Source organism: Mesobacterium hydrothermale, from assembly GCF_035818635.1.
GTDB lineage: Bacteria > Pseudomonadota > Alphaproteobacteria > Rhodobacterales > Rhodobacteraceae > Mesobacterium_A > Mesobacterium_A hydrothermale.
Genome location: NZ_JAYLLH010000019.1, coordinates 38,085 through 60,826, shown reverse-complemented (window position 1 = coordinate 60,826; position 22,742 = coordinate 38,085). Strand labels below are relative to the sequence as shown.

The 22,742-nt window shown below is 62.8% G+C and carries 22 protein-coding genes; 11 read left to right on the top strand and 11 right to left on the bottom strand.

All coding sequences use genetic code 11. The features are described 5' to 3' along the window. Positions 1 to 53: 53 nt before the first annotated feature. From VK792_RS13465 to VK792_RS13450, 4 genes are all read left to right on the top strand, one after another. Entirely contained in the window at positions 54 to 515 is a 462-nt protein-coding gene (locus VK792_RS13465; RefSeq protein WP_326298036.1) for a peroxiredoxin, read from the top strand. A 155-nt stretch (positions 516 to 670) separates the two neighbouring features. Further along, entirely contained in the window at positions 671 to 1,471 is an 801-nt protein-coding gene (locus tag VK792_RS13460) for a ferritin-like domain-containing protein (protein WP_326298035.1), read from the top strand. Between the two features lie 235 nt (positions 1,472 to 1,706). Next, the gene (locus VK792_RS13455) at positions 1,707 to 3,020 is read left to right on the top strand and encodes a M23 family metallopeptidase (RefSeq protein WP_326298034.1); all 1,314 of its coding nucleotides are present in this window, start codon (positions 1,707 to 1,709) and stop codon (positions 3,018 to 3,020) included. Continuing rightward, on the top strand, positions 3,010 to 3,546 hold the full coding sequence (locus VK792_RS13450) for a bactofilin family protein (RefSeq protein ID WP_326298032.1): 537 nt from the start codon (positions 3,010 to 3,012) through the stop codon (positions 3,544 to 3,546). The genes VK792_RS13455 and VK792_RS13450 overlap by 11 nt, the downstream gene beginning before the upstream one ends. 90 nt (positions 3,547 to 3,636) lie before the next feature. Here VK792_RS13450 and VK792_RS13445 read toward each other — a convergent pair whose 3' ends face one another. The 3 genes from VK792_RS13445 to VK792_RS13435 all read right to left on the bottom strand — a co-directional run bounded on the left by VK792_RS13445 (position 3,637) and on the right by VK792_RS13435 (position 7,438). Then, positions 3,637 to 4,221, bottom strand: coding sequence for an HNH endonuclease (locus VK792_RS13445; RefSeq protein WP_326298031.1), 585 nt, complete (start codon positions 4,219 to 4,221; stop codon positions 3,637 to 3,639). A gap of 180 nt (positions 4,222 to 4,401) precedes the next feature. Continuing rightward, the gene (locus tag VK792_RS13440; RefSeq protein WP_326298030.1) at positions 4,402 to 5,628 is read right to left on the bottom strand and encodes a sigma-54-dependent transcriptional regulator; all 1,227 of its coding nucleotides are present in this window, start codon (positions 5,626 to 5,628) and stop codon (positions 4,402 to 4,404) included. A gap of 58 nt (positions 5,629 to 5,686) precedes the next feature. Next, complete coding sequence (locus VK792_RS13435) at positions 5,687 to 7,438, bottom strand: sensor histidine kinase (RefSeq protein ID WP_326298029.1); 1,752 nt, start codon at positions 7,436 to 7,438, stop codon at positions 5,687 to 5,689. A gap of 61 nt (positions 7,439 to 7,499) precedes the next feature. Here VK792_RS13435 and VK792_RS13430 point away from each other — a divergent pair, with 61 nt between their 5' ends. Next, positions 7,500 to 8,672, top strand: a complete 1,173-nt coding sequence (locus tag VK792_RS13430; protein WP_326298028.1) for a cytochrome P450 — start codon at positions 7,500 to 7,502, stop codon at positions 8,670 to 8,672. 126 nt (positions 8,673 to 8,798) lie between these two features. Here VK792_RS13430 and VK792_RS13425 read toward each other — a convergent pair whose 3' ends face one another. Beyond that, positions 8,799 to 9,257, bottom strand: coding sequence for an Lrp/AsnC family transcriptional regulator (locus tag VK792_RS13425; RefSeq protein ID WP_326298027.1), 459 nt, complete (start codon positions 9,255 to 9,257; stop codon positions 8,799 to 8,801). 208 nt (positions 9,258 to 9,465) lie between these two features. Between VK792_RS13425 and VK792_RS13420 the strand changes: the two genes are divergently transcribed. From VK792_RS13420 to VK792_RS13405, 4 genes are all read left to right on the top strand, one after another. Beyond that, positions 9,466 to 10,302: a ferredoxin--NADP reductase gene (locus tag VK792_RS13420; RefSeq protein ID WP_326298026.1), complete on the top strand. Its 837-nt coding sequence runs from the start codon at positions 9,466 to 9,468 to the stop codon at positions 10,300 to 10,302. A 114-nt stretch (positions 10,303 to 10,416) separates the two neighbouring features. Then, positions 10,417 to 10,569, top strand: a complete 153-nt coding sequence (locus VK792_RS13415; RefSeq protein WP_326298025.1) for an adenylosuccinate lyase — start codon at positions 10,417 to 10,419, stop codon at positions 10,567 to 10,569. A gap of 122 nt (positions 10,570 to 10,691) precedes the next feature. After that, on the top strand, positions 10,692 to 11,744 hold the full coding sequence (locus VK792_RS13410) for a flagellar motor switch protein FliG (RefSeq protein ID WP_326298024.1): 1,053 nt from the start codon (positions 10,692 to 10,694) through the stop codon (positions 11,742 to 11,744). Positions 11,745 to 11,890: 146 nt separating this feature from the next. Next, the gene (locus VK792_RS13405) at positions 11,891 to 12,814 is read left to right on the top strand and encodes a lysophospholipid acyltransferase family protein (protein WP_326298023.1); all 924 of its coding nucleotides are present in this window, start codon (positions 11,891 to 11,893) and stop codon (positions 12,812 to 12,814) included. Here the strand turns inward: VK792_RS13405 and VK792_RS13400 are convergent. Continuing rightward, the gene (locus tag VK792_RS13400; RefSeq protein ID WP_326298022.1) at positions 12,778 to 13,479 is read right to left on the bottom strand and encodes a DUF1223 domain-containing protein; all 702 of its coding nucleotides are present in this window, start codon (positions 13,477 to 13,479) and stop codon (positions 12,778 to 12,780) included. The genes VK792_RS13405 and VK792_RS13400 overlap by 37 nt on opposite strands. 211 nt (positions 13,480 to 13,690) lie before the next feature. Between VK792_RS13400 and acnA the strand changes: the two genes are divergently transcribed. Then, positions 13,691 to 16,378, top strand: a complete 2,688-nt coding sequence (gene acnA / locus VK792_RS13395; RefSeq protein ID WP_326298021.1) for an aconitate hydratase AcnA — start codon at positions 13,691 to 13,693, stop codon at positions 16,376 to 16,378. Positions 16,379 to 16,799: 421 nt separating this feature from the next. Here the strand turns inward: acnA and VK792_RS13390 are convergent, their stop codons facing one another. The 5 genes from VK792_RS13390 to mgtE all read right to left on the bottom strand — a co-directional run bounded on the left by VK792_RS13390 (position 16,800) and on the right by mgtE (position 20,247). Beyond that, positions 16,800 to 17,345, bottom strand: coding sequence for a DsbE family thiol:disulfide interchange protein (locus tag VK792_RS13390; protein WP_326298020.1), 546 nt, complete (start codon positions 17,343 to 17,345; stop codon positions 16,800 to 16,802). Beyond that, positions 17,338 to 17,496: a heme exporter protein CcmD gene (gene ccmD, locus VK792_RS13385; protein ID WP_326298018.1), complete on the bottom strand. Its 159-nt coding sequence runs from the start codon at positions 17,494 to 17,496 to the stop codon at positions 17,338 to 17,340. The genes VK792_RS13390 and ccmD overlap by 8 nt, the downstream gene beginning before the upstream one ends. Beyond that, positions 17,493 to 18,221, bottom strand: coding sequence for a heme ABC transporter permease (locus VK792_RS13380; protein WP_326298017.1), 729 nt, complete (start codon positions 18,219 to 18,221; stop codon positions 17,493 to 17,495). Before VK792_RS13380 ends, ccmD begins: the two co-directional genes overlap by 4 nt. 77 nt (positions 18,222 to 18,298) lie before the next feature. After that, a complete protein-coding gene (locus tag VK792_RS13375; RefSeq protein WP_326298016.1) occupies positions 18,299 to 18,853 on the bottom strand; it encodes a 5-formyltetrahydrofolate cyclo-ligase in 555 nt (184 codons plus the stop codon). Beyond that, the gene (gene mgtE / locus VK792_RS13370) at positions 18,850 to 20,247 is read right to left on the bottom strand and encodes a magnesium transporter (protein ID WP_326298015.1); all 1,398 of its coding nucleotides are present in this window, start codon (positions 20,245 to 20,247) and stop codon (positions 18,850 to 18,852) included. The genes VK792_RS13375 and mgtE overlap by 4 nt, the downstream gene beginning before the upstream one ends. Before the next feature lie 126 nt (positions 20,248 to 20,373). On the opposite strand from mgtE, the gene guaD reads away from it, so the two are divergent. Further along, positions 20,374 to 21,660, top strand: a complete 1,287-nt coding sequence (gene guaD / locus VK792_RS13365; RefSeq protein ID WP_326298014.1) for a guanine deaminase — start codon at positions 20,374 to 20,376, stop codon at positions 21,658 to 21,660. A 605-nt stretch (positions 21,661 to 22,265) separates the two neighbouring features. On the opposite strand, the gene VK792_RS13360 is transcribed toward guaD, so the two are convergent. Then, positions 22,266 to 22,739: a CAP domain-containing protein gene (locus VK792_RS13360; RefSeq protein ID WP_326298013.1), complete on the bottom strand. Its 474-nt coding sequence runs from the start codon at positions 22,737 to 22,739 to the stop codon at positions 22,266 to 22,268. Positions 22,740 to 22,742: the final 3 nt, after the last annotated feature.

The following is a 22,742-nucleotide window of genomic DNA, read 5'->3' as shown; positions in this document are numbered from 1 at the left end:
GCATTATTGTTGTTGGCATGTAGGAAACCTCGACCAGTCCAAGGAATGACCAGATGAGCGACACGCCCGCACTTGCGCCCGACTTTACACTGCCCGTGACCGGGGGCGAAGAGGTGACTTTATCCGCCTGCAAACCTTCGCCGGTGGTGCTGTTTTTCTATCCCCGCGATGACACCTCGGGCTGTACCAAGGAAAACGAGGCCTTCACCGCACTGCAGGGTGCATTCGAGGCGCTGGGAGCGAAGCTGTTTGGCATCTCCAAGGACAGCATCGCCAGCCACGAGAAGTTCATGGCAAAGAAATCGCTGACCGTGCCGCTGCTGTCGGACGAACAGGGCGACGTATGCGAGAAATTCGGCGTCTGGAAGGAAAAGTCCATGTATGGCAAGACTTACATGGGGATCGAGCGTTCGACGTTCCTGATCGACGGCGACGGCCGGATCGCGCGCGAATGGCGCAAGGTCAAGGTGCCGGGGCATGCCGAAGAGGTGCTGGACGCGGTGCGCGCGTTGTGAGCGGTTTCGGATCGGCGGCGCTGATCCGGCCGATGCGCCCCTGCCGCGCACGGGCCCACACGGGGGCTCTGCCCCCGCACCCCCGAGGTATTTGAAAAACCAAAGACAACAGATGCGGGATTGGCATCGCGGCAGGTTTCTGCTGAAACACGCACATGATGACACTTTGCGAAATGGCTGTGGATGTGCTGACCACGGCAGACGGTCGTGCCAAGACGGCGAAATCCCGGGCCCACGTCGAGGCGTGGTTTGACGCGCGCGCCGCGGGCACCCCGCTCGAAATCGGGCAGGCGGACCCGCCCTTGCGCCCGGCGCGGCCCCAAAGCCCCGCGTTGCTCGACCCGCGCGACGTGCCCAAGCGCAAGCCGGGCAGCCCGGCCGGGCGGATCGCGCTGCTGCATGCGGTTGCGCATATCGAATTGAACGCGGTGGACCTGCACTGGGACATCATTGCCCGCTTTGCCGATATCAGGATGCCCGTCGGATTCTACGATGACTGGGTCAAGGCCGCCGGCGAGGAATCCAAGCATTTCAACCTGATCTGCGATTGTCTTGAAGCGCTGGACAGCCATTACGGCGCCCTGCCGGCCCATGCCGGCATGTGGCGGGCAGCCGAAGATACGGCGGACGACTTCATGGGGCGCCTGGCGGTGGTGCCCATGGTCCTGGAGGCGCGCGGGCTGGATGTGACCCCCGGCATGATCGAGATCTTCCGAAAGGCTGGCGAGACCCGGGCGGTCGAGGCGTTGGAAGTGATCTACGGCGAGGAAGTTGGCCATGTCGCCTATGGATCCAAGTGGTTCCATTTCCTGTGCGGGCGCCACGAGATCGACCCGAAAGACGCGTTCCACGACCTTGTGCGTCGGTATTTCCACGGCGGGTTGAAGCCGCCCTTCAACGAGGAAAAGCGTGCGGAAGCCGGGCTGCCGCCAGATTTCTATTGGCCGCTGACCTGAGCCGATCGCGCAGCCGGACCCAACATATTGCGGTTTCGCAAGATGAAGCCTACCAGCGAACCCGCTGATCATCGGCGGATTTTTGCCATTCAGGCAGAGCGCCGCTCAAGCGCGTCGGATCGAACGGTAAAATTGTTGCGGTTTCGTGATCGTCTGTTAAGGACCATAGCCAAGGTGCCCGGAGTTTGGGGGACGGAGCACCAGCGTTGTTGGGACGGGAATAGGGGATGAAACTTTGAGAACGCGGCTCGCGATCAAGACACATGCGCTGTTGGAACGGTATTTTCCAGAACGCAGACTCTTCCTCAGATCTGACAACGACACACGGTTTATCCGCCTCAAGCCCGAGACCCAGGCCATTGCCCTGGCCGGGAGCGCCGTTGTGGTGGCCTGGGCCATCGTGGCGACCGCCATCCTGCTGATGGACAGTATCGGCGCCGGCAATTTCCGCGAACAGGCCAAGCGCGATCTGCAGACTTATCAGATGCGCCTGAACGACCTGTCACGTGACCGCGACCAGCGCGCCGCCGAGGCGGTTGCCGCGCAGCAGCGTTTCAACACCGCGCTTTCGCAGATTTCCGTCATGCAATCCGAACTGCTGGCTTCGGAAACCCGCCGCCGCGAGATGGAAACCGGGATCGAGGTGATCCAGGCGACCCTGCGTGACACGATGAAACAGCGTGAAGATGCCCGCAAGAAGCTGGCCGCGCTGGAATCACAGATGACCGAGGGCGGCACGCTAACCGCATCGGCCAGCGCCGAGACCGACAACACCCTGAACATCCTGTCCGAAGCGCTGTCGCGCACCGCTGCCGAACGCGACCAGATTGTTGCCGACGCCCAGGACGCCATCGTCCAGGCCGAGGAAATGCAGTTGCAGATCCGCCTGATGGAGGAAAAGAACGACCGCATTTTCCGCCAGTTGGAAGAAGCCATGACCGTTTCGGTCAAGCCGCTGGACAAGATGTTCGAAGCCGCGGGCATGGACCCCGACCGGATCATTTCGCAGGTGCGCAAGGGCTACTCTGGCCAGGGCGGCCCGCTGACCCCGCTGAGCCTGTCGACCATGGGGGGCGAGTTGTCCGAAGACACGCTGCGCGCCAACAAGATCCTGGGCGACATGGACCGGCTGAACCTTTACCGGATCGCCGCGCAGAAGGCACCCTTCGCTGTTCCGCTCAAGGATCCGTTCCGCTTTACCTCCGGCTTTGGATATCGCTGGGGCCGCCTGCACGCGGGCACCGACTTTGCCGCGCCGCATGGCACACCGATCTATGCGACCGCCGACGGCGTCGTCACCCATGCCGGCTGGTCTTCGGGTTATGGCAACCTGATCAAGATCCAGCACGAGTTCGGCATCGAAACCCGGTACGGCCACCTGTCGAAATTGCGCGTGAAGGTTGGCCAAAGGGTCTCGCGCGGGGAGCGCATCGGTGATATGGGGAATACCGGACGGTCTACCGGCACCCATCTGCACTATGAAACCCGTGTCGGCGGTAAACCCGTGAACCCCATGATCTACATCAAGGCTGCAAACGATGTTTTCTAAAAGCAAAATCAACGAACCGGGCCCCAAGGCCGACGATACTCCGGCACCGAAACCGGCAATGGACACCAGCCGCCCGGCCCCCGATTTCAAGCCGTCCGCGCCCAAGGCCAAACCGCCGGCATCGATCCTGTCCAGCGACCTGCACATCACCGGCAACCTCAAGACCACCGGTGATATCCAGGTCGAAGGCACGGTTGAAGGCGATATTCGCGCCCACCTTCTGACCATTGGCGAAAGCGCCACCATCAAGGGGGAAGTGGTTGCCGATGACGTCGTGATCAACGGCCGCATCGTCGGACGGGTGCGCGGCCTGAAGGTCCGCCTGACCGCCACCGCGCGGGTCGAAGGCGACATCATCCACAAGACCATCGCCATCGAATCCGGCGCCCATTTTGAAGGCTCGGTGCAGCGTCAGGACGACCCGCTGTCGACCCGTGGCAGCGGCACGCTTGCTCCGAAGCCCGCAGCATCAGCGGCACCCGCCGCCCCTGCCGCGCCCGCAGGTTCTGGCCCGGCGCAGGGCTGACACCCTTACGACCGACATTTGAAACGCCGTCCCGTCGGGGCGGCGTTTTTTTTGGTATTGGCTTTTGGGGGTGTGCCGGGCCGGGCCGCCCTACGCCTCCAGTTCCGCGTCCCAGTAGAGGAAGTCGACCCAACTGTCGTGCAGGTAATTCGGTGGGAATTTCCGTCCAGTATTGCGAAGCTCCTCGGCCCCCGGCTGGCGCGGTGGCTTCATCAGCGACAGGCCCGACTGGCGCAGGGTTTTCGACCCTTTGCGCAGGTTGCAAGGCCCGCAGGCCGCAACCACGTTTTCCCAACTGGTCACGCCGCCCCGGGCGCGGGGCACCACATGGTCAAAGGTCAGATCACCGCGCGATCCGCAATACTGGCAGCAGAATTCATCCCTCAGAAAAAGATTAAAGCGCGTGAAGGCCACGCGCTTTCTGGGTTTCACGTAGTCCCGCAACACCACAACGCTGGGGATCCGAAGGGTCATGCTGGGACTTCTGACCACCTCGTCATATTCGGCGACGATATCCACCCGGTCGAGGAAGGCCGCCTTGACTGCTTCCTGCCAGGGCCAAAGCGACAACGGATAATAGGACAAGGGCCGGTAGTCGGCATTCAAAACTAGGGCCGGGTGTTGCTTCAGCACCCCCGGCTCACGTACGAAAGTGGTTCTGAAATTCCCGTCCATTCCGCACTCTCTCTCCGCCCTGACTGCGCGTTCTCTTGCGCCAGAGCGGGACACCCCGCCCCAGCTATTTTCCACTATATATCGGTAAGAAAGACTGACAAGCCCCGCGATATGGCGTGGATGCCCCGTGGGTAGCGGCGCTGCGTAACACCCGCATGACGCGCCCGAAAAACAGGCGTTTCACTGTCGGAAGCTTTCGGGCTTCAGCCCGTATTTCCCCAGCTTGTCATAAAAGGTCTTGCGCGGCAGCTTCAGCGCCTGTGCCGCCGCACTGGCCTGGCCGCCGGTCTTGCGCAACGCCTCGATCAGAAGCGAGCGTTCGACCTGCGCCATGCGCTCAGCCAGGCCAAGCCCCTCTTCGCGCATTTCACTGTCGCCAAGGCCAAGGACGAACCGCATCGCCGCGCTCATCAACGCGCGGGCATTGCCCGGCCAATCCTGCGCCATCAGCCTTGCAATCACGTCGGGCGTCACTTCGGGCGCGGCAAGACCAGCCTGTTCGGCAGCCTGCGCAACGTACTGGCGGAACATCACGGGGATGTCTTCGGGGCGTTCGGAAATCGACGGGATACGCACCTGCATCACCTCCAGCCGATAATACAGGTCCGCCAGCAATCTTCCCTCTTCCACCGCGCGGGACAGTTCCTGCGTACTGCCCCCGATCAAACGGGCCTGGCCCGCATCAAGCGCATCGATCAGTGCCATCTGGGCGTCAGTCGACAACCGTCCGACTTCATCCAGAAAGACAGTGCCACCCTGCGCGGCCTCCATCACCTCGGCCACGGCGGCGCGTGTCAGCCCTTCGGCGGCGCGCTTTTCCAGCGGGCGCTTGGCGCGGGCAGAACACATGTGAATGACCTCGGCCACTTTGGGGATGCCGGTGCCCGGCGCGCCCGAGACCAGCGTATCGGTTCCCGCCTGCGCGGCAACCCGTACCCGGGATCGCAACCCCTCGGCCAGGCGGGACACGCCGAAGATCAGCCTTGCTGCCGGGTCGCCGGTTTCCAGTTGGTCCTTCAGCCGGCGGTTTTCCAGCACCAGCGACCGCGTGCGCAGCGCCCGTTCGATCACCGCCGTCAAGTCGCCCGGCGCGCAGGGTTTTTCAAGGAAGTCAAAGGCCCCCGCAGCCATTGCGCGCACCGCCATCGGAATGTCGCCTTCGCCGGTCAGCAGGATGACCGGCAGGTCCGCATCCTGTTCGCGGGCATAGTCCAGCAAATGAAACCCGTCGCGCCCCGGCATCCGGATATCGGACACGATGACCCCGTCAAACCCTGGCGCAATGCGGTCCTTGGCTTCGACAAACGACCCGGCGGTTACCGCCTCGAACTCGGCCAGCTCAAGCGTCTGGCCCAACGCCTCGCGCACAGCAGGATCGTCATCCACCAACAGAACCTTGCGGATCATCCGCCCCTCCCTATTCAGTCCCTGGAACGGAACGCGGCCCCTGGGACCAGACCCTGCCTCATGCCGCGGCTTCGTCCAGCCAGGGTTCCAGTTCGACCGTGAAAATAGCCCCGCCACCGGGGGCGTTGTCGCCCCGGATGGTGCCACCGAAACTTTGCACAAGGCCATAGCTGATCGACAATCCCAACCCCATACCATCGCCACTGCCCACCGCCTTGGTAGTGTAGAACGGCTCGAAAATCTTTTCCGGTGCTTCGATCCCCGGCCCGGTGTCGCGCACCGACACCTTCAAGCCCCGATCGGAAAGCACCGCGATTTCCAGCCGTTTGGTGTCGCTGCCCGACATCGCATCGGCGGCGTTCGAGATCAGGTTGACAAAAACCTGTCCCAGGCGCACCTCGCCGCCGCGCACCCAGAAGGGACCTGCTGGCCGATCATAATGAACCGTTACCTCGGCTTGCTGAAGGCGCGCTTCCGTCAGTTCCAACGCGCTGTCGAGGATCGCGACAAGATCGACCCGCGACACCTCGGCGCTTTCCTGGCGGGCAAAGGCGCGCAGGTTCTTGATGATACGGCCCATGCGGCGGGCCATGTCGGAAATCCGGGCGAGGTTGTCCCGGGCACGGTCGGGCTTGTCCCGTTCCAGAAACGCAACGCCGTTTTCGGCGAAGGATCGGATCGCCATCAGGGGCTGATTCAGCTCGTGACTGATCCCCGCGGACATCTGCCCAAGCGCCGAAAGCTTGCCCGCCTGCACCAGATCGGCCTGCGCCCTGCGCAGGGCGGCCTCGGCCTCCAGCCGTTCGGCCACTTCCCGGCGCAGCGCGGCGTTGGCATCTTCCAGCGCCTGGGTCCGAACGGCAACGCGGTCTTCAAGCACAAGGTTGGCCATGGCAAGCGCCCGGCGCCGCTCCATCGCAAGAAACAAGAGCGCACCGAAGGTCAGACAAAGCGCGGCCACCGCCGCTGCCTGCAACCCAGCCAGCCGAAGCGCCGGCGCGGTATCGACCAATGCCGCGCCGGTCATGCCCACCACCGGCAGCGGCTGGGTCAGATGCACCGCAAGATGCGGAACATAGGCGGACAGCGACTGGCGCCAGACCTCGTGTCCGCCGATGCGCTGCACGGTGATGCCGACAACCCGCCCGTCGGGGGTGGCCATGCCACCGTCAACCCGACGCCACCCGATCAGTTCCGAGCGATTTGAAATGAACACCTTTCCGGCTCCGTCAGTGAACAGCACCGCCGGACGCGAGCCGCGCCATTCCCGCTCCAGCTTGTCCACATCGGCCACGATCACCAACGCGCCCTGCACCCGACCATCGGCCCCGAACGTCGGCGCGGCGAAAGCAAAGGCGCGGGTGCCCCCCAGTTCCACCGGCTCGGTGCCGAACCCGGCCCCCAGCGCGCCCTGTAACGCGCGCTGGAACCACGGGGCGTTCTGCGGATCAGGCTGCGGGCCGGTGTCAGAACTCGCCAGAACCTGGCCATCATGATCGGCGTAATAGGCGCTGAGGGCAGAGATCTTGTCAACGGCCGCCAACAACAGCGCATCCGCCGGCGCCCGTGCCCCGCCCTGGTGCAGCGCCTGCAAGGCCGGATGTGGTGCCTGCAAGACGGCGGTTTCGCGATATCGCGCCAGCCGCGTGACCAGCCGGTCCGAGGCCAGCGCAAGGTCGGATTCACCGCGCGCCACCACCTGATCCAACGCCTGACGATAGCCATAGATCCAGACCCCAGCGGTCAAGACCGCGGTGGCCGCAAGGAACGCGGCGACGATGACGGAGCGGCTGAAACTTTGTGACGTCATGGTGTCTGGTTTAGCAGGCCGCCGCTTGCCAAGGCCAGAGCGAAGCGACAGGGTGGCGCGCATGATCCGATTTGACCAATCCCCGACTGATCCTGTCTTCGTGCAATCCCCCTACCCGACCTATGCGCGGATGCGCGATGCGGGCGATCTTGTGTTCTGGCAGGACTATGGCATGCCCTGCGCGGTCAGCCACGCGGCGGTGCACGCCTTGCTGCGGGACCGGCGGTTCGGCCGCGAGGTCCCGGCCGAGATGGCGCCCGAGATCCCTGCGCACCTGGCCCCGTTCTACGCGGTCGAGGCGCATTCCATGCTGGAACTGGAACCACCGCGCCACACCCGGTTGCGCGGGCTTGTGCTGCGCGCCTTCACCAGCCGCAAGCTGGGCAGCATGCGTGCCGATATCGAGGCGCTGTGCCACAGGTTGATCGACGATTTCCCGACGTGTGAATTCGAACTGCTGCCCGCCTTTGCGCAGAAGCTGCCGGTCATCGTGATCGCCCGTCTGCTCGGCGTGCCCGAGGAGATGTCGGACCAGCTTCTGGCGTGGTCCAACGCCATGGTGGCGATGTACCAGGCCCGCAGGGATCGCGCGGTCGAAGACGCGGCATCGCGCGCGGCGACGGAGTTTTCTGCCTACCTCCGCAGCTATATCGACGCGCGCCGCAGCGCCCCGCGCGATGACCTGATCACCCACCTGATCGCCGCCGAGGAAGGCGGGGAAAAGCTGTCGACCGAGGAGCTGATCACCACCTGCATCCTGGTGCTGAACGCCGGCCACGAGGCGACCGTCCACACGATCGGAAACGGGCTGAACACCCTTCTGCCGATGGGGCTGAAGGTGACGCCGGACAACGCCGAAGCCGTGACCGAGGAAATCATGCGCTTCGACCCGCCGCTGCACATGTTCACCCGCTACGCCTATGACGAGGTCGAGGTCTTCGGTCACCGGTTCCGACGCGGCGACCAGGTCGGCCTGATGCTGGCCTCGGCGAACCGCGATGGCCGGGTCTGGGAAGATGCCGAGAGGTTCGACCCGGAGCGCCCGCTGACCACGCACACGAGTTTCGGCGGCGGGCTGCATTTCTGCGTCGGCGCGCCGCTGGCGCGGCTGGAGTTGCAGGTGGCGCTGCCGGTGCTGTTCGAGCGCTGCCCCGGATTGCGGCGAGTGATGCCGGGGACCTATGCCGACAGCTATCATTTCCACGGGTTGGAGCGGTTGATGGTAGCGGTCTGAAGCGGACCGGGGGTCAGCGCCTGTGCCGCGGGTCGGAGGGGGAGCGCGGCTGCACCGCGCTTGGGGGCTCTGCCCCCAAACCCCCGAGGTATTTGAAAAACCAAAGACGAGACAAGCCCGTGCTGTTCACAGAGGCAGGGCGGTTTCGGCCTTGATTTCCTGCATCGAGAGCAGCGCGGTCACGTTGTGGATGTTCACCTGCGAGATCAGCGCCTGGTAGAACGTGTCGTAGGCGCGGGCGTTTTTCACCCGGACTTTCAACAGGTAGTCGATATCACCCGCGAGCCGGTGCGCCTCGAGCACCTCGGGGCGGGCTTGCACGGTTTCAAGAAACCGCGCCTGCCAGTCGGCGTCGTGGTCGCTGGTGCGGATCAGGACGAAGAAGCACGCCTCGAGCCCCAACGATTCCGCGTCGAGCAGCGCGACCTCGGCCTTGATCACGCCCGCTTCGCGCAGCTTGCGGATGCGGTTCCAGACCGGGGTCTTGGAACTGCCCGCAGCGCGGGCGATCTCTTCCAGCGAACGGCTGGCGTCGTGTTGCAAAAGGTCAAGGATACGCAGATCGAGCGCGTCAAGCTTGGGCATGGGGCCGGTCCGGAGCAGTTTCTTCCGGCGGTATGGGACAATTTCCCGATTCCTTGCAAGCACCGATGCTGTGGCGGGAAAACGTCGCAAACGGCTCATGCTGCGTCGCGGGGCTGGATGCCGCGCGCCACCTGACTTAAATCAAAGCTGAATATCATATGTCGCTCTAAACCCGGCGACAGGCCTAACTGATCGAAAGAAGACGCCCGTGACCGATAGCGCTGCCTCTGCCAAGCCCAAGACCCTTGTGATCCCCGACGCCCAAACCGTCACGCAGGTGAAGCACTGGACCGACCGGCTGTTTTCCTTCCGGGTGACACGGCCGGCCACGCTGCGGTTCCGGTCGGGCGAATTCGTGATGATCGGGTTGATGGTCGAGGACGAAAAGACCGGCAAGGTCAAACCATTGCTGCGCGCCTATTCCATCGCTTCGCCCAGTTGGGACGAGGAATTGGAGTTCTATTCGATCAAGGTTCAGGACGGGCCGCTGACCAGTCGGCTGCAGCATATCGAACCGGGCGACCAGATCGTGCTGCGCCCGAAACCGGTCGGCACGCTGGTGCATGATGCGTTGCTGCCGGGCAAACGAATCTGGTTTTTTGCCACCGGCACCGGTTTTGCGCCCTTTGCGTCGCTGCTGCGCGACCCGCAGACCTACGAGGATTACGACGAGGTCATCATCACCCACACCTGCCGCGAAGTGGGCGAACTGCAATACGGCAAGGAGCTGATCGACGAGATCCGCAATGACGAGATGCTGGCGGAACTGATCGGAGAGGGCTTTCACGAGAAGCTGCGCTATTACCCGACAACCACGCGTGAAGAGAGCCCGAAGATGGGTCGGATCACCGACCTGATGCGGTCTGGCGATGTGTTTGCCGATCTGGGTGTGCCCGAGCTGACACCGGAAACCGACCGGGCGATGGTCTGTGGCAACCTGGCGTTCAACCTTGAAATCAAGGACATGCTGGAAGATTACGGGCTGGAGGAAGGGGCCAATTCCGATCCGAAACACTATGTGGTGGAAAAGGCCTTCCTCGATTGATGCCCGCAAAACCGGCAGCGGGCACCTGCCCGTGACATGCCCGTGCATCAGTGTTTTGACGTGGACGGGTTCCGTGCTACCTTTGCTTGCATCGACAACAAGGGAGGTTCCCGCATGAAGATCAAGACGCTTCTGGCCATTGCCGCGCTGGCGGTGGCACCGGTTGCCGGTTTCGCCCAGTGCTCCGGCGAGCGCCACGTGATGAGCTGCGCCGACGGCATAATCTATGACGCTGAATCCGGCACCTGCAAGACCGTGACCGGCTGAGCCGCATCATACTCGAACATCTGAAGCGGCGGCCCCGGGGCCGCCCTTTTTCATTTTAGTCGACCATTCGTTAACCCCCCGCGCGCTATCCCGGTGGGCAGAGGATTCGGGGACGAACGAATATGGGTTTGCTTTCTGCCCCCGCGGCTGCGCCGCGGGCCGGGACCGGGGTTGCGGGGCTGTCGCGCAAGGCCAAAGCAGCCATCGTGGTGCAGTTCCTGTTGCAGGAAGGCGCCGACGTGCCGCTGGCCGTGCTGCCGGAGGCGCTGCAGGTCGAACTGACCCAGCAGTTGGGTGCCATGCGCTATGTCGACAGGGAAACCTTGCGCGCCGTGATGGAGGAATTTGCCGATGAGCTTGATTCCATCGGGCTGCGTTTTCCCGGTGGCATCGCTGGGGCGCTGAACGCGCTGGAAGGCAAGCTGGATCCGCAGATGGCGCGGCGGCTGCGCAAGGAAACCGGGGCGGCGCGCCATGGGGACCCATGGGGGCAGATCGCGGCGCTGGACCTTGACCGGTTGCAGCGCTTTGCCATGGCCGAAAGCATTGAGGTGGCGGCGGTCTTGATGTCCAAGCTTGACGTATCCAAGGCCGCCGACCTGTTGGCCCGCCTGCCTGGCGACCGGGCCCGCCGAATTGCCTATGCCGTTTCGATGACAGCCAATGTGACACCGGAGGCGGTCAACCGCATCGGCTCCAGCCTTGTAACCCAGTTGGAGGAGGACCCGCCGCGCGCCTTTACCACGACACCGGTAGATCGGGTCGGCGAAATCCTGAACTATTCCAATTCGTTGACTCGCGAAGACGTGCTGACAGGTCTGGAACAAACCGATCAGGCCTTTGCGGATGCCGTGCGCCGGGCCATCTTTACATTTGCCAATATCCCCGACCGGCTGGAGCCGCTGGATGTGCCCAAGATCATCCGCGACGTCGATCAGGGGGTGATCGTCACTGCGCTGGCCGGCGCAGAGGCCGAACAGGATCGGATCGCGGTCGAATTCATCTTGCGCAACATGTCGAAACGCATGGCGGAAACCCTGCGAACAGAGGCGGAGGATCGCGGAAAGGTCGACATCCAGCAGGCCGAAACCGCCATGTCAGACATCGTGGCGGCGATCCGGGACATGGCCGCCAGCGGGGAAATCACCCTGATCCGGCCCAAGGATGACGGCTAGGGCAAGCGCGGGTCTGGCCGAAGACTGCCCGAGGCCTGCCCGGGACTGACCGCAATCGGTTCTGGGCCATCAGGCACGGACGCGACGCTTGTCACGCAGTGGCCAAGGGCCTATCTGGTGGTCCCGACCCAAGACCCGAGGCCCCTTTGTCCGCTCCATCCTCCGCCCCCGTCACCGGCAGCCTGTCCGACCGCCTGACCGACGCGGTGCTGCGCGGGCTGATCTGGCTGCTGTTGCGCCTGCCTCTGCGGCTGCGGCTATGGCTGATGGGGCGGTTGGTGGCGCGGGTGCTGTCGCCGCTGGTAGGGTATCGCGCACGGGCCGAGGCGAACCTGACCCATGTCTGGCCCGACATGCCGACAGTCGACCGCCGCCGGATCGCCGATGCCGTGGCCGACAACGCCGGGCGCACAATGATCGAGAACTACGATGTTCTGGGCCTGCGCGACCGCATGGCCGGTGCCAGGGTCAGCGGTCCGGGCCTGCCCGAGATCGAAAAAGCCCGCGCCGAAGGCCGTCCGGTTCTGTTCGTCACCGGGCACTACGGCAATTTCGAAGCACCGCGCGCGGCGCTTGTGGCGCGCGGTTACCAGATCGGCGGGCTTTACCGGCCGATGTCGAACCCGTTCTTCAACGCCCATTATGCACAGAACATGCACGCGCTGTCCGGCCCGGTTTTCGAACAGGGGCGGCGCGGAACGATGGGGCTGATCAAGCACATCCGCGACGGCGGCATGGGTGTCTTGCTGTTCGACATTTACGACAGCGCGGGCGTCCCGATCCCCTTCATGGGCCAACCGGCGCCGACCCTGACCTCTGCCGCCGAGATCGCGGTGAAAACCGGCGCGTTGCTGGTACCGTTCTTTGGCATTCGCCAGCCCGATGGTGTCAGCTTCGAAGCCGTGTTCGAGGCCCCTGTGCCCCATGGCGACCCCGTCGAGATGATGACGGAAGCCACGCGCCGGCTCGAGGCACGGATCACCGCCGACCCGGCACAATGGTTCTGGATTCACCGCCGTTGGAAACCCGCGCGTCAGCGCAGGCGCGCGGCGGCCAGGATGGACCCGTAAGACGCCTTCTGGACCAGCACCACCACCGGCGCGTCGCCGCTGATCTGGGCGACACGGTCCAGCGTGCCCTGCCCGTCCCACGGCTCAAGCCGCTGCCAGTCGGTCACGATATTGGTGTAGGTCGTCGTCAAACCGCTGTTTTCGCCGCGATTAATCGTCACGGTTTGCTGCGGATCATACCGGACAAGGTGAATGTCCACCGGCCCCAACGGCTGCTTCGCGTTGGCAACAATGTGCAGATCATCACCCTGCCGCGTGATCGTCAGCCCCACGGGCGACGGGTTGGCCTTGTGCTTGGCGATCAGGTCGGCCAGTTCCATCGGGCGATTGCCGACGATGTCTTCTTCGCCACCGACGATCATCTGCGGAGTATAGATCATCGTCCGTCCCGCCGAGCGGGCATAGGCCTTTTGCCGCTTGGTAAAGATCGGTTGGGCGAAGATGTCCTTCCAGCCGATATAGTCCCAATAGTCGATATGCAGCGCCAGCGGAATCACATCGTCGCGGTCGCCGAGTTCCATCAGCAACTGATCCGCCGGCGGACAGGACGAACACCCTTGCGACGTAAAGAGTTCGACCACCACCGGATCCGAGTCCGCCTGAGCAGAGCCAGCCAGTACCAGCGAAATCACCGCACAACATTTCAGCAGCTGCCGCATATCCATCCTGTTCAGTTGTGGTCCCCTTGCATGGGATACTGAAACGTCTCTGAAATAACCAATCAAGGTTTTGCGAGAGCCAGCAAGAGTGTTTGCTGCGCGTGCGCTGCGACTTTGTGTGCGATAGTATACAAAAACTGCGCGAGCCCTCTTGATCAGAGTGGTCCCTTAGGGCAGTAAGCAGTCAAACATCGACCTGCAACCTGGGAGCCCAGCCATGACCATTACTGTCGGCCAGGACACCGCGAAGACGCGCAAAACGCTGAGCGTGGGTGATCACACCGTATCCTACTATTCGATTCCCGCAGCACAGGCCGCGGGTCTTGGCGATTTCTCTCGCCTGCCTGCCGCGCTGAAAGTTGTGCTCGAAAACATGCTGCGCTTCGAAGACGGCAAGACCGTCAGCGTGGACGATATCAAGGCCTTTGCAGACTGGGGCGCGATGGGTGGCAAAAACCCGCGCGAGATCGCCTATCGTCCGGCCCGCGTTCTGATGCAGGATTTCACCGGCGTCCCCGCCGTGGTCGATCTGGCCGCCATGCGCGACGGCATCAAGGCCCTGGGCGGCGACCCGCAGAAGATCAACCCGCTGAACCCGGTTGATCTGGTCATCGACCACTCTGTCATGATCGACGAATTCGGCAACCCGCGCGCGTTCCAGATGAACGTGGACCGCGAATACGAACGCAACATGGAGCGGTATACCTTCCTCAAGTGGGGTCAGAACGCGTTCAACAACTTCCGCGTGGTGCCGCCGGGCACCGGCATCTGCCATCAGGTGAACCTGGAATACCTGGCGCAGACCGTCTGGACCGACACGGACCAGAACGGCGACATGGTCGCTTATCCCGACACTCTGGTCGGCACCGACAGCCACACCACCATGGTCAACGGCGCAGCCGTTCTGGGCTGGGGCGTGGGCGGCATCGAAGCCGAAGCCGCCATGCTGGGTCAGCCGATTTCCATGCTGATCCCCGAGGTTGTCGGCTTTGAACTGACCGGCGCTATGGTCGAAGGCACCACCGGCACCGACCTTGTCCTGAAGGTCGTGGAAATGTTGCGTGCCAAGGGCGTCGTCGGCAAGTTCGTCGAATTCTACGGCGAAGGCCTCGACCGTCTGCCGCTGGCAGACCGCGCCACCATCGCCAACATGGCGCCGGAATACGGCGCGACCTGTGGTTTCTTCCCGATCGACAATGAAACCCTGCGCTACCTGCGCAACACCGGCCGTGACGAAGACCGCGTCGCGCTGGTCGAAGCCTATGCCAAGGAAAACGGGTTCTGGCGCGACGCAGATTATGCGCCGATCTACACCGACACCCTGCATCTGGACATGGGCACCATCGTGCCCGCGATTTCCGGCCCGAAGCGCCCGCAGGACTATGTCCCGCTGTCGAACGCTCAAGACGCGTTCCGCCAGCAAATGGCAGACACATTCAAGCGCCCGATGGGCAAAGAAGTGGCTGTCGAAGGCGAAGATTACACCATGGAATCGGGCAAGGTGGTGATCGCCTCGATCACGTCGTGCACCAACACCTCGAACCCCTATGTGATGATCGGTGCGGGCCTTGTGGCGCGCAAGGCCGCCGCGCTTGGCCTGACCCGCAAGCCCTGGGTCAAGACCTCGCTGGCGCCGGGGTCGCAGGTCGTGTCTGCCTACCTTGAGGCGGCCAACCTGCAAGACGATCTGGACAAGCTGGGCTTCAACCTGGTGGGTTACGGCTGCACCACCTGCATCGGCAACTCTGGCCCGCTGCAACCGGAAATCTCGAAGGCGATTGCCGAGGGCGACTTGGTGGCGACCAGCGTTCTGTCGGGCAACCGCAACTTCGAGGGCCGGATCAGCCCTGACGTGCGCGCCAACTACCTGGCTTCGCCGCCGCTGGTCGTGGCCTATGCCATCGCCGGCACCATGGACATCGACCTGTTCAACGGCGTGATCGCGCAGACCCCGGATGGCAAGGATGTCTATCTGAAAGACATCTGGCCGACCTCGCAGGAAGTGGCGGAACTGGTGGAACAGACCGTGACCCGCGACGCGTTCCTGACCAAGTATGCCGACGTGTTCAAGGGTGACGAGAAGTGGCAAGGCGTGGAAACCACCGACGCCGAAACCTATAACTGGCCGTCGACCTCGACCTATATCCAGAACCCGCCGTATTTCCAGGGCATGTCCAAGGAACCGGGCGTGATCACCAACATCGATGGCGCGCGCATCCTGGCGGTTCTGGGCGACATGATCACCACCGACCACATCAGCCCGGCCGGGTCGTTCAAGGACACCACCCCGGCCGGCAAATACCTGGTGGATCGCCAGGTGGCGCCCAAGGACTTCAACTCTTACGGCTCGCGTCGTGGCAACCACGAAATCATGATGCGCGGCACCTTTGCCAACATCCGCATCAAGAACGAGATGCTGGACGGGGTCGAAGGCGGCTATTCCAAGGGTCCCGATGGCGAACAGACCTCGATCTACGATGCCGCGATGGCCTATCAAGAGGCTGGCACGCCGCTGGTGATCTTTGGTGGCGAACAGTACGGCGCGGGGTCTTCGCGTGACTGGGCGGCCAAGGGCACGGCCCTGCTGGGCGTCAAGGCGGTGATCGCAGAGTCCTTCGAACGCATCCACCGCTCGAACCTGGTGGGCATGGGCGTGATCCCGTTCGAATTCACCGGTGGCGAAACCCGCAAGTCGCTGGGCCTGACCGGCGATGAAACCGTTTCAATTCACGGCCTGGACACCATCCAACCGCTGCAAGAGGTGCCTTGCGTCATCACCTATGCCGATGGCAGCAGCAAGTCGATCCAGATCAAGTGCCGGATCGATACGGCGATTGAAATCGAGTACATCGAACACGGCGGCGTTCTGCACTATGTGCTGCGCGACCTGGCAAAGGCCAGCTGATCCAGGATCCGCCTGGGCTTCAAACCAGAAACGCCGGCCCCGCTCACGGGCCGGCGTTTTCGTTTCGGCCCGTGCACACGGCACGGGCCCGGCAAGAGCGTGCCGCCGGATTTTTCAACAGTTAAGTAAACAGGGCTGACCCATTTGGTCGCACCCCCTCAGTCGTCCCTTTTCTTTTTGCACCGCAGCATACATCTCGGTCTCAGGAACGGAACCTAGAGGCATTCGCAATGAAAACCCTGTCAATTGTTCAGGCAGGCGCCCTTCTGGTGCTGGCAGTCGCAAGCGGATTTGTCGGAACTTTTGACACCGCGGCGCTGCACCACATGCGCTAAGACGCTTGAATAGATGAACAAAAAAAACGCGCCTCCCGTTTGGGTGGCGCGTTTTTCGTTTTTCCGACAGGACCGGGCGGGCTGGATCAGCTTGCGCCCAGGGCCTTTTGCAACTGCGGCAAGAACCGCTGTTCGTAATCGCTTCCGACCAGCGGACCAGAGAACCGGAACAGCACGGTGCCATCGCCGCTGATGATGAACGTTTCCGGCTGCCCGGTCACGCCCCAGTCAATCGCCATGCGCCCCTGCGGGTCAAACCCCAACGCCATGAACGGATTGCCCTCTTCATCAAGATAGCCGCGCGCGGCGCTTTCGCTGTCCTTGACGTTGATCCCCACGATGCGCAGCCCTTGCGTCTGCATTTCCAGCAGCTTGGGGTGTTCGGCGCGACAGGGCGGGCACCAGGTAGCCCAGAAATTGACCAGCGTCACTTCACCCGTGGTCAGCGTGTCCTGCGTGACCTGCGGATAAGAGCCAAGCGGCCCGGCACTGACGGTCGGCGCGGGTTGGCCGATGCGGGTCGACGGCAGTTCGCGGCTGCCGGTGTTTTCCTTCATGCCCCACCACGCCATTCCGGCGAACGCCGCGAAAAGCAGGGGCGGCACGATCATCAGGGGCGAAATCTTAGCCATTGCCCTTGATCCTTTTCTCGACCTTGTCCAACTCTGCGCGCACGCGGCGCGACCGGGCGATGCTCAGCACGACCAAACCGATCATCAGCACCAGCGTCACCGCATAGGATGACAACACGTAGACAGCGTATTTTCCAAGTTCCGGCATCATGCCTGGCGCTCCCGGGCCAGAAGCGCGCGGGTTCGCCGGGCGCGAATTTCTGTCTGGGTGCGCAGCAGCACCAGTGCGATGAACAACAGCATGAAACCCGCGATGCTGACCAAAGCCGGGTACCAGAACACGTCGGCAACGTTCTCTTCCTTGTCAATCGACAAAGACGCCCCTTGGTGCAGCCCCTGATTCCAGAACAGCACCGCATAGCGGCTGAGCAGCGCAAAGACCGAGCCGACAAGACACAGGATCGAAGTCAGATCGGCGGCCGTGTCATCGTTTTCAATGGCCGACCACAGCGCCATGTACCCAAGGTAGAACAGGAAGAGGATCAGAAAGCTGGTCAGCCGCGGATCCCAGGCCCACCATGTGCCCCACATCGGTTGCCCCCAGATCGCACCAGTGGCCAGCGCGATCAGCGTCATCACCGCACCAATCGGTGCAGCGGCGCGGGCGGCCAGCGCGCTAACATGGTGCCGACGCACGATCCAGATCAGCGATGCCACCAGCATCATGACCCAGATGTTGATCGCCATCATCGCGGCGGGGACGTGAATGTAGAAGATCTTGACCGTCGAGCCTTGACGGTAATCTTCCGGCGTAAAGAAAAATCCCCAGATCAGGCCCACGGCAAGCGTGATCACTGCCAGCCCGGAGACCCAAGGCAGCAGGCGATCCGCCGTGCGGATGAACTTGACCGGATTTGCATATTCCCAGATCGACATGGGCCTCAGGTAGCCGTGATTGCGGGCCACTGCAATTCAAATTTCCGTCCGTGCCCCCCGCCAAATGCCACACCCCGTCAGGGGGTCAGCACCTCTGATTCGGTCACGATCATATCGAGCGGCTGGTCAGTCGGCTCCAGCGAGATGTCCGCGTCTTCCTGTGCGGCATAGGCAAAGCCCACGGCCAGCGTCGGGCGTTTCGCCCGTAGCCGTTCCAGCGTCCGGTCATAGAACCCACCGCCATAGCCCAACCGCCCGCCCGTCCGGGAAAACGCCACCAATGGCACGATCAGGATTTCCGGGTCGAAAAACTCTGGCACCTCGGGGATGCGCGCGCCAAACGGTCCGTCGACCAGTGGCATGTCCGGTTCCCACCGGGCAAAGCGCAACGGCAGTCCGGCCCCGTCGATCACCGGGATACCGACCGGGCCATGGGCGGCGGCTTCTGCCATTGCGGGCAGCGGATCGATCTCGGACCGGATCGGCATGTAACCCGACAGCGGCACGCCGCGATAGCCCGCCAGCAAACTGGACAGAACCCCTGCCCCGGTGCCGGGATCAGCGGCATGGGCCGCCTTGCGGCGGGCAAAGGCCGCCTTGCGCGCGGCCTTCTTGACCTCCTCCAGTGTCATAGCAGCACCACCACGGCCAGCCCCAGGAATGCAAAGAACCCGACCACATCCGTGACCGTCGTCACGAAGGCGCCAGAGGCCAGTGCCGGGTCGACCCCTGCCTTTTCCAGGATGACCGGGATCATGATGCCGGCAAGCCCCGCAACCACAAGGTTGATGATCATCGCCGCCGCAATCACCGCGCCCAGTTGCGGCGAGCCGAACCAGAAGAATCCGACCAACGCCATGATGACCGCAAATGCAACGCCATTGACCAACCCCACGAACGCCTCGCGTCGGATCACCCGCCAGACGTTGGACCCGGTCAGGTCCTTCGTGGCCAGCGCACGCACCGCGACGGTCAGCGATTGGGTACCGGCATTGCCGCCCATGGATGCCACGATGGGCATCAGCACCGCCAAGGCCACCACCTGCGTAATCGCCGCTTCGAACTGCGCGATCACAAGCGACGCCAACACGGCCGTCAAAAGATTCACCGCCAGCCAGGGGAAACGCAGCTTGGTTGTTTCAAGAATGCTGTCCGACAGACGGCTTTCCTCACCCACACCGGCGAGGCGCAGGATGTCTTCCTCATGTTCGTCGTCCAGCACCGCCATGGCGTCGTCGATGGTGATCACCCCCACAAGCCGGTCATTTTCATCCACCACCGGGGCCGAGATCAGGTGATACTGGTTGAACGCATAGGCGACCTCGGACTCTGGCCGGGTCACCGGGATGATGTGAAACGTATCCTCGGCGATCGAACCAAGCAGCACCTCGCGCCGTGACGACATCAACCGCCCCAACGTGACGTTCGCGACCGGGCGCAGTTTCGGGTCGACAAGGATCACATGATAGAACTGCTCGGGCAGGTCCTCGGTATTCCGAAGATAATCGATTGCCTCGCCCACGTTCCAATGTTCGGGCGCCATCACCACTTCGCGCTGCATCAGGCGCCCGGCAGAGTATTCCGGATAGGTCAGCGACTGCTCGACAGCCACCCGGTCGGCGTCTTCCAGGACCTCAAGGATCGCTTCCTGCTGTTCCTCTTCCAGATCTTCCAGTAGGTCGACAACGTCATCGCTGTCCATTTCCCGGACCGCTTCGGCCAGGACCTCGGGTCGCAGGATGCCGATGACCTCTTCGCGGATCGCTTCGTCGAGTTCCGACAGGATCTCGCCGTCGAATTCCCGGTCGTACAGCTTGATCAGCCGCATCCGGTCGAAGGCGTTGATCTGTTCCAGCATGTCGGCGATGTCGGCCGCGTGCAGCGGCTCCATCAGCTCGATCAGCTGATCGCGGTCGTTTGTATCGACGGCATACAGAATCTGCGCGACAGCCTTGCGCGGCAGGGCATAGCTGTCATCTGCCTCTTCCTCGCGCTCTTCCACGAGTTCGGCGGGTTCGTCGGTCATGGCGCCCCCTTTTTCTTCACTTTTCCAAGCAACTCTATTGAATGGATCAAGAAAGCAATAGGGCGGATCTGAATTTACCTTTGAACCGGTGCCGCCTAGGTTCACCTGCGCACAACAGGAGCAGTCATGACCACAGCCATCTTGGGACAGGTGCTGACCTATCGGGCCCAGCCCTTTGAAGAAGACCCGGTGTCCGCCGCCCATGTCGAGCCTCGTGGCGCGGTGATTGTCGAAGACGGGGTGATCGTGGCCACCGGCCCGGCCGACTCGCTTTTGCCGCACTACCCGCAAGCCACGGTGCAGGATATGGGCCGCCACCTGATCCTGCCGGGGTTCATCGACGCGCATGTGCACTATCCCCAGACGCGGATGATCGCCAGTTGGGGCAAGCGGCTGATCGACTGGCTGAACAGCTATACCTTCCCAGAGGAGATGCGCTTTTCCGATCCCGCATATGCCCGTGCCGTCGCCGACAGTTACCTGGCGCTCACCCGGGCGCATGGCACGACGACGGTGTGCAGCTATTGCACCATCCACCCTGAAAGCGTCGACGCGTTCTTTGCCGCGGCCCGGGACAGCGGCCAACGGATGCTGGCGGGCAAGACATGCATGGACCGCAACGCACCCGAAGAGCTGCGCGATACGCCGCAATCGGCGTATGACGACAGCAAGGCGCTGCTGACCCGCTGGCACGGGGTTGACCGGCTGTCCTACGTCATCACACCCCGGTTCTCGCCGACATCGACACCCGACCAGTTGGCGGCACTGGGCGCGCTTTGGGCCGAACACCCCGATTGCCTGATGCAGACCCATCTGAGCGAACAGACCGAGGAAATCTCCTGGGTCAAATCGCTGTTCCCCGAGGCACGCGATTACCTTGACACCTACGAAGAACACGGACTGCTGGGGGCAAACGGCCTTTACGGCCACGCCATCCACCTGGAACCGCGCGAAAAAGACAGACTGAAAGAGGTCGGCGCGGCACTGGTGCACTGCCCTACGTCCAACACCTTCATCGGCTCTGGCCTGTTCGACATGGCCGGGCTGATGACCGCGGGTCAGCGTGTCGGGCTGGCCACCGACACCGGCGGCGGGTCCTCCTTTTCGATGCTGCGCACCATGGCCGCGGCTTACGAGATCGGGCAGTTGCGTGGCACGCCGCTGCACGCGGCGCAATTGCTGTGGTTGGCGACCGCCGGGTCGGCTGCGTCACTGGGGCTGGACGACAAGATCGGCCGGATCGCGCCGGGGATGGAAGCGGACCTGATCGCGCTCGACCTGTCTTCGACAATGGCCATCGCACAACGCAGCGCCTGCGCCGACGACATCTGGGAAGCGGTGTTTCCGACCATCATGATGGGCGACGACCGGGCGGTTGCGGAGGTCTGGATCGCGGGCCGCGCGACGGCCTGACCAACTCCATGGCAAAAAAGATGCCCCGGCTCGTGGTCGGGGCTTTTTTGTATCTGGCTCCCATCTTTGAATTAAGGCAGAGCGCGCCCCAATTGCCCCATATGGGTCAGATTTCGAATCTATTATTTCTCCGCATTTCCCCATAAACCTCGAATTAGAGTCAACAATTCTGGAGAATTTTCATCATTAATCTCGAAATTAATATAAAATTGTGGCGAGCAAGGCAAATTAGGTCGAAATCGCGACTTTTGCTTGCCACAATTCGGCCTTTTTCGTATTCAGTTCCTGGGGGCCGAATACAGAAGGATACACACAATGATCTTCCTCATCGGCATGGCAACAGTTGCAGCTCTGGACCTGGCAGTTTTCGGCGGGAACGACAGCGAAGCGCCTGATTACGCAGAATAAATCATCACTGACGCCCCTTCGGAAACGGGCATCAGTCGAACGCTCAAGACATTTCACTCAATTCAGGTACAGCCTGCGTATTTTCGTACAGGCACATCCAAGGCGCACAGACCCACATTTCGCATCGGCGCCAGAACGGAAAAAGGGACAGGCTGTTATGCCGTCCCTCCCGGATCAGGACCACAGACTGCGGGCGCTTAGCAGCCCGGTCGTCCCAGCACCATCACCCAGTAAACCCCACTTTGCGCGATCGCGAAATCGGACAGTTCCGGCTTGACCATATTGGCGCGATGCGGGCCGGACTCTTCCCAAAGTTTCATCGCCGTCGCCAAATCCCGCGGCCCTTCGGCGATATTCTCGGCAATCGAGCAATAGCGATAGCCCGCAGCCTTCGCGCGTGACGCTGGCGTGCTGCCCCCGCTGCCCTTGTGCGATAACACACCGGTTCTTGCCATATCATCGGCATGGGCCTGTGCCACGCGTTGCAGCGTATCCGAATGCCCCAGCGCGCTCAGCCCGTTCGCGGTGCGAAAGGCATTGATCGCCCGGCCCGCGGCGCTTGTCGTGTCAGGCGTCACCTGCACCGGTTTTTCCCTGCCGGGAACGGGCACTGGAACACAGGCGGAAAGGGCGATGCTGCCGGCAAGGGCGGCTATCAGGTGGATTTTCACGGG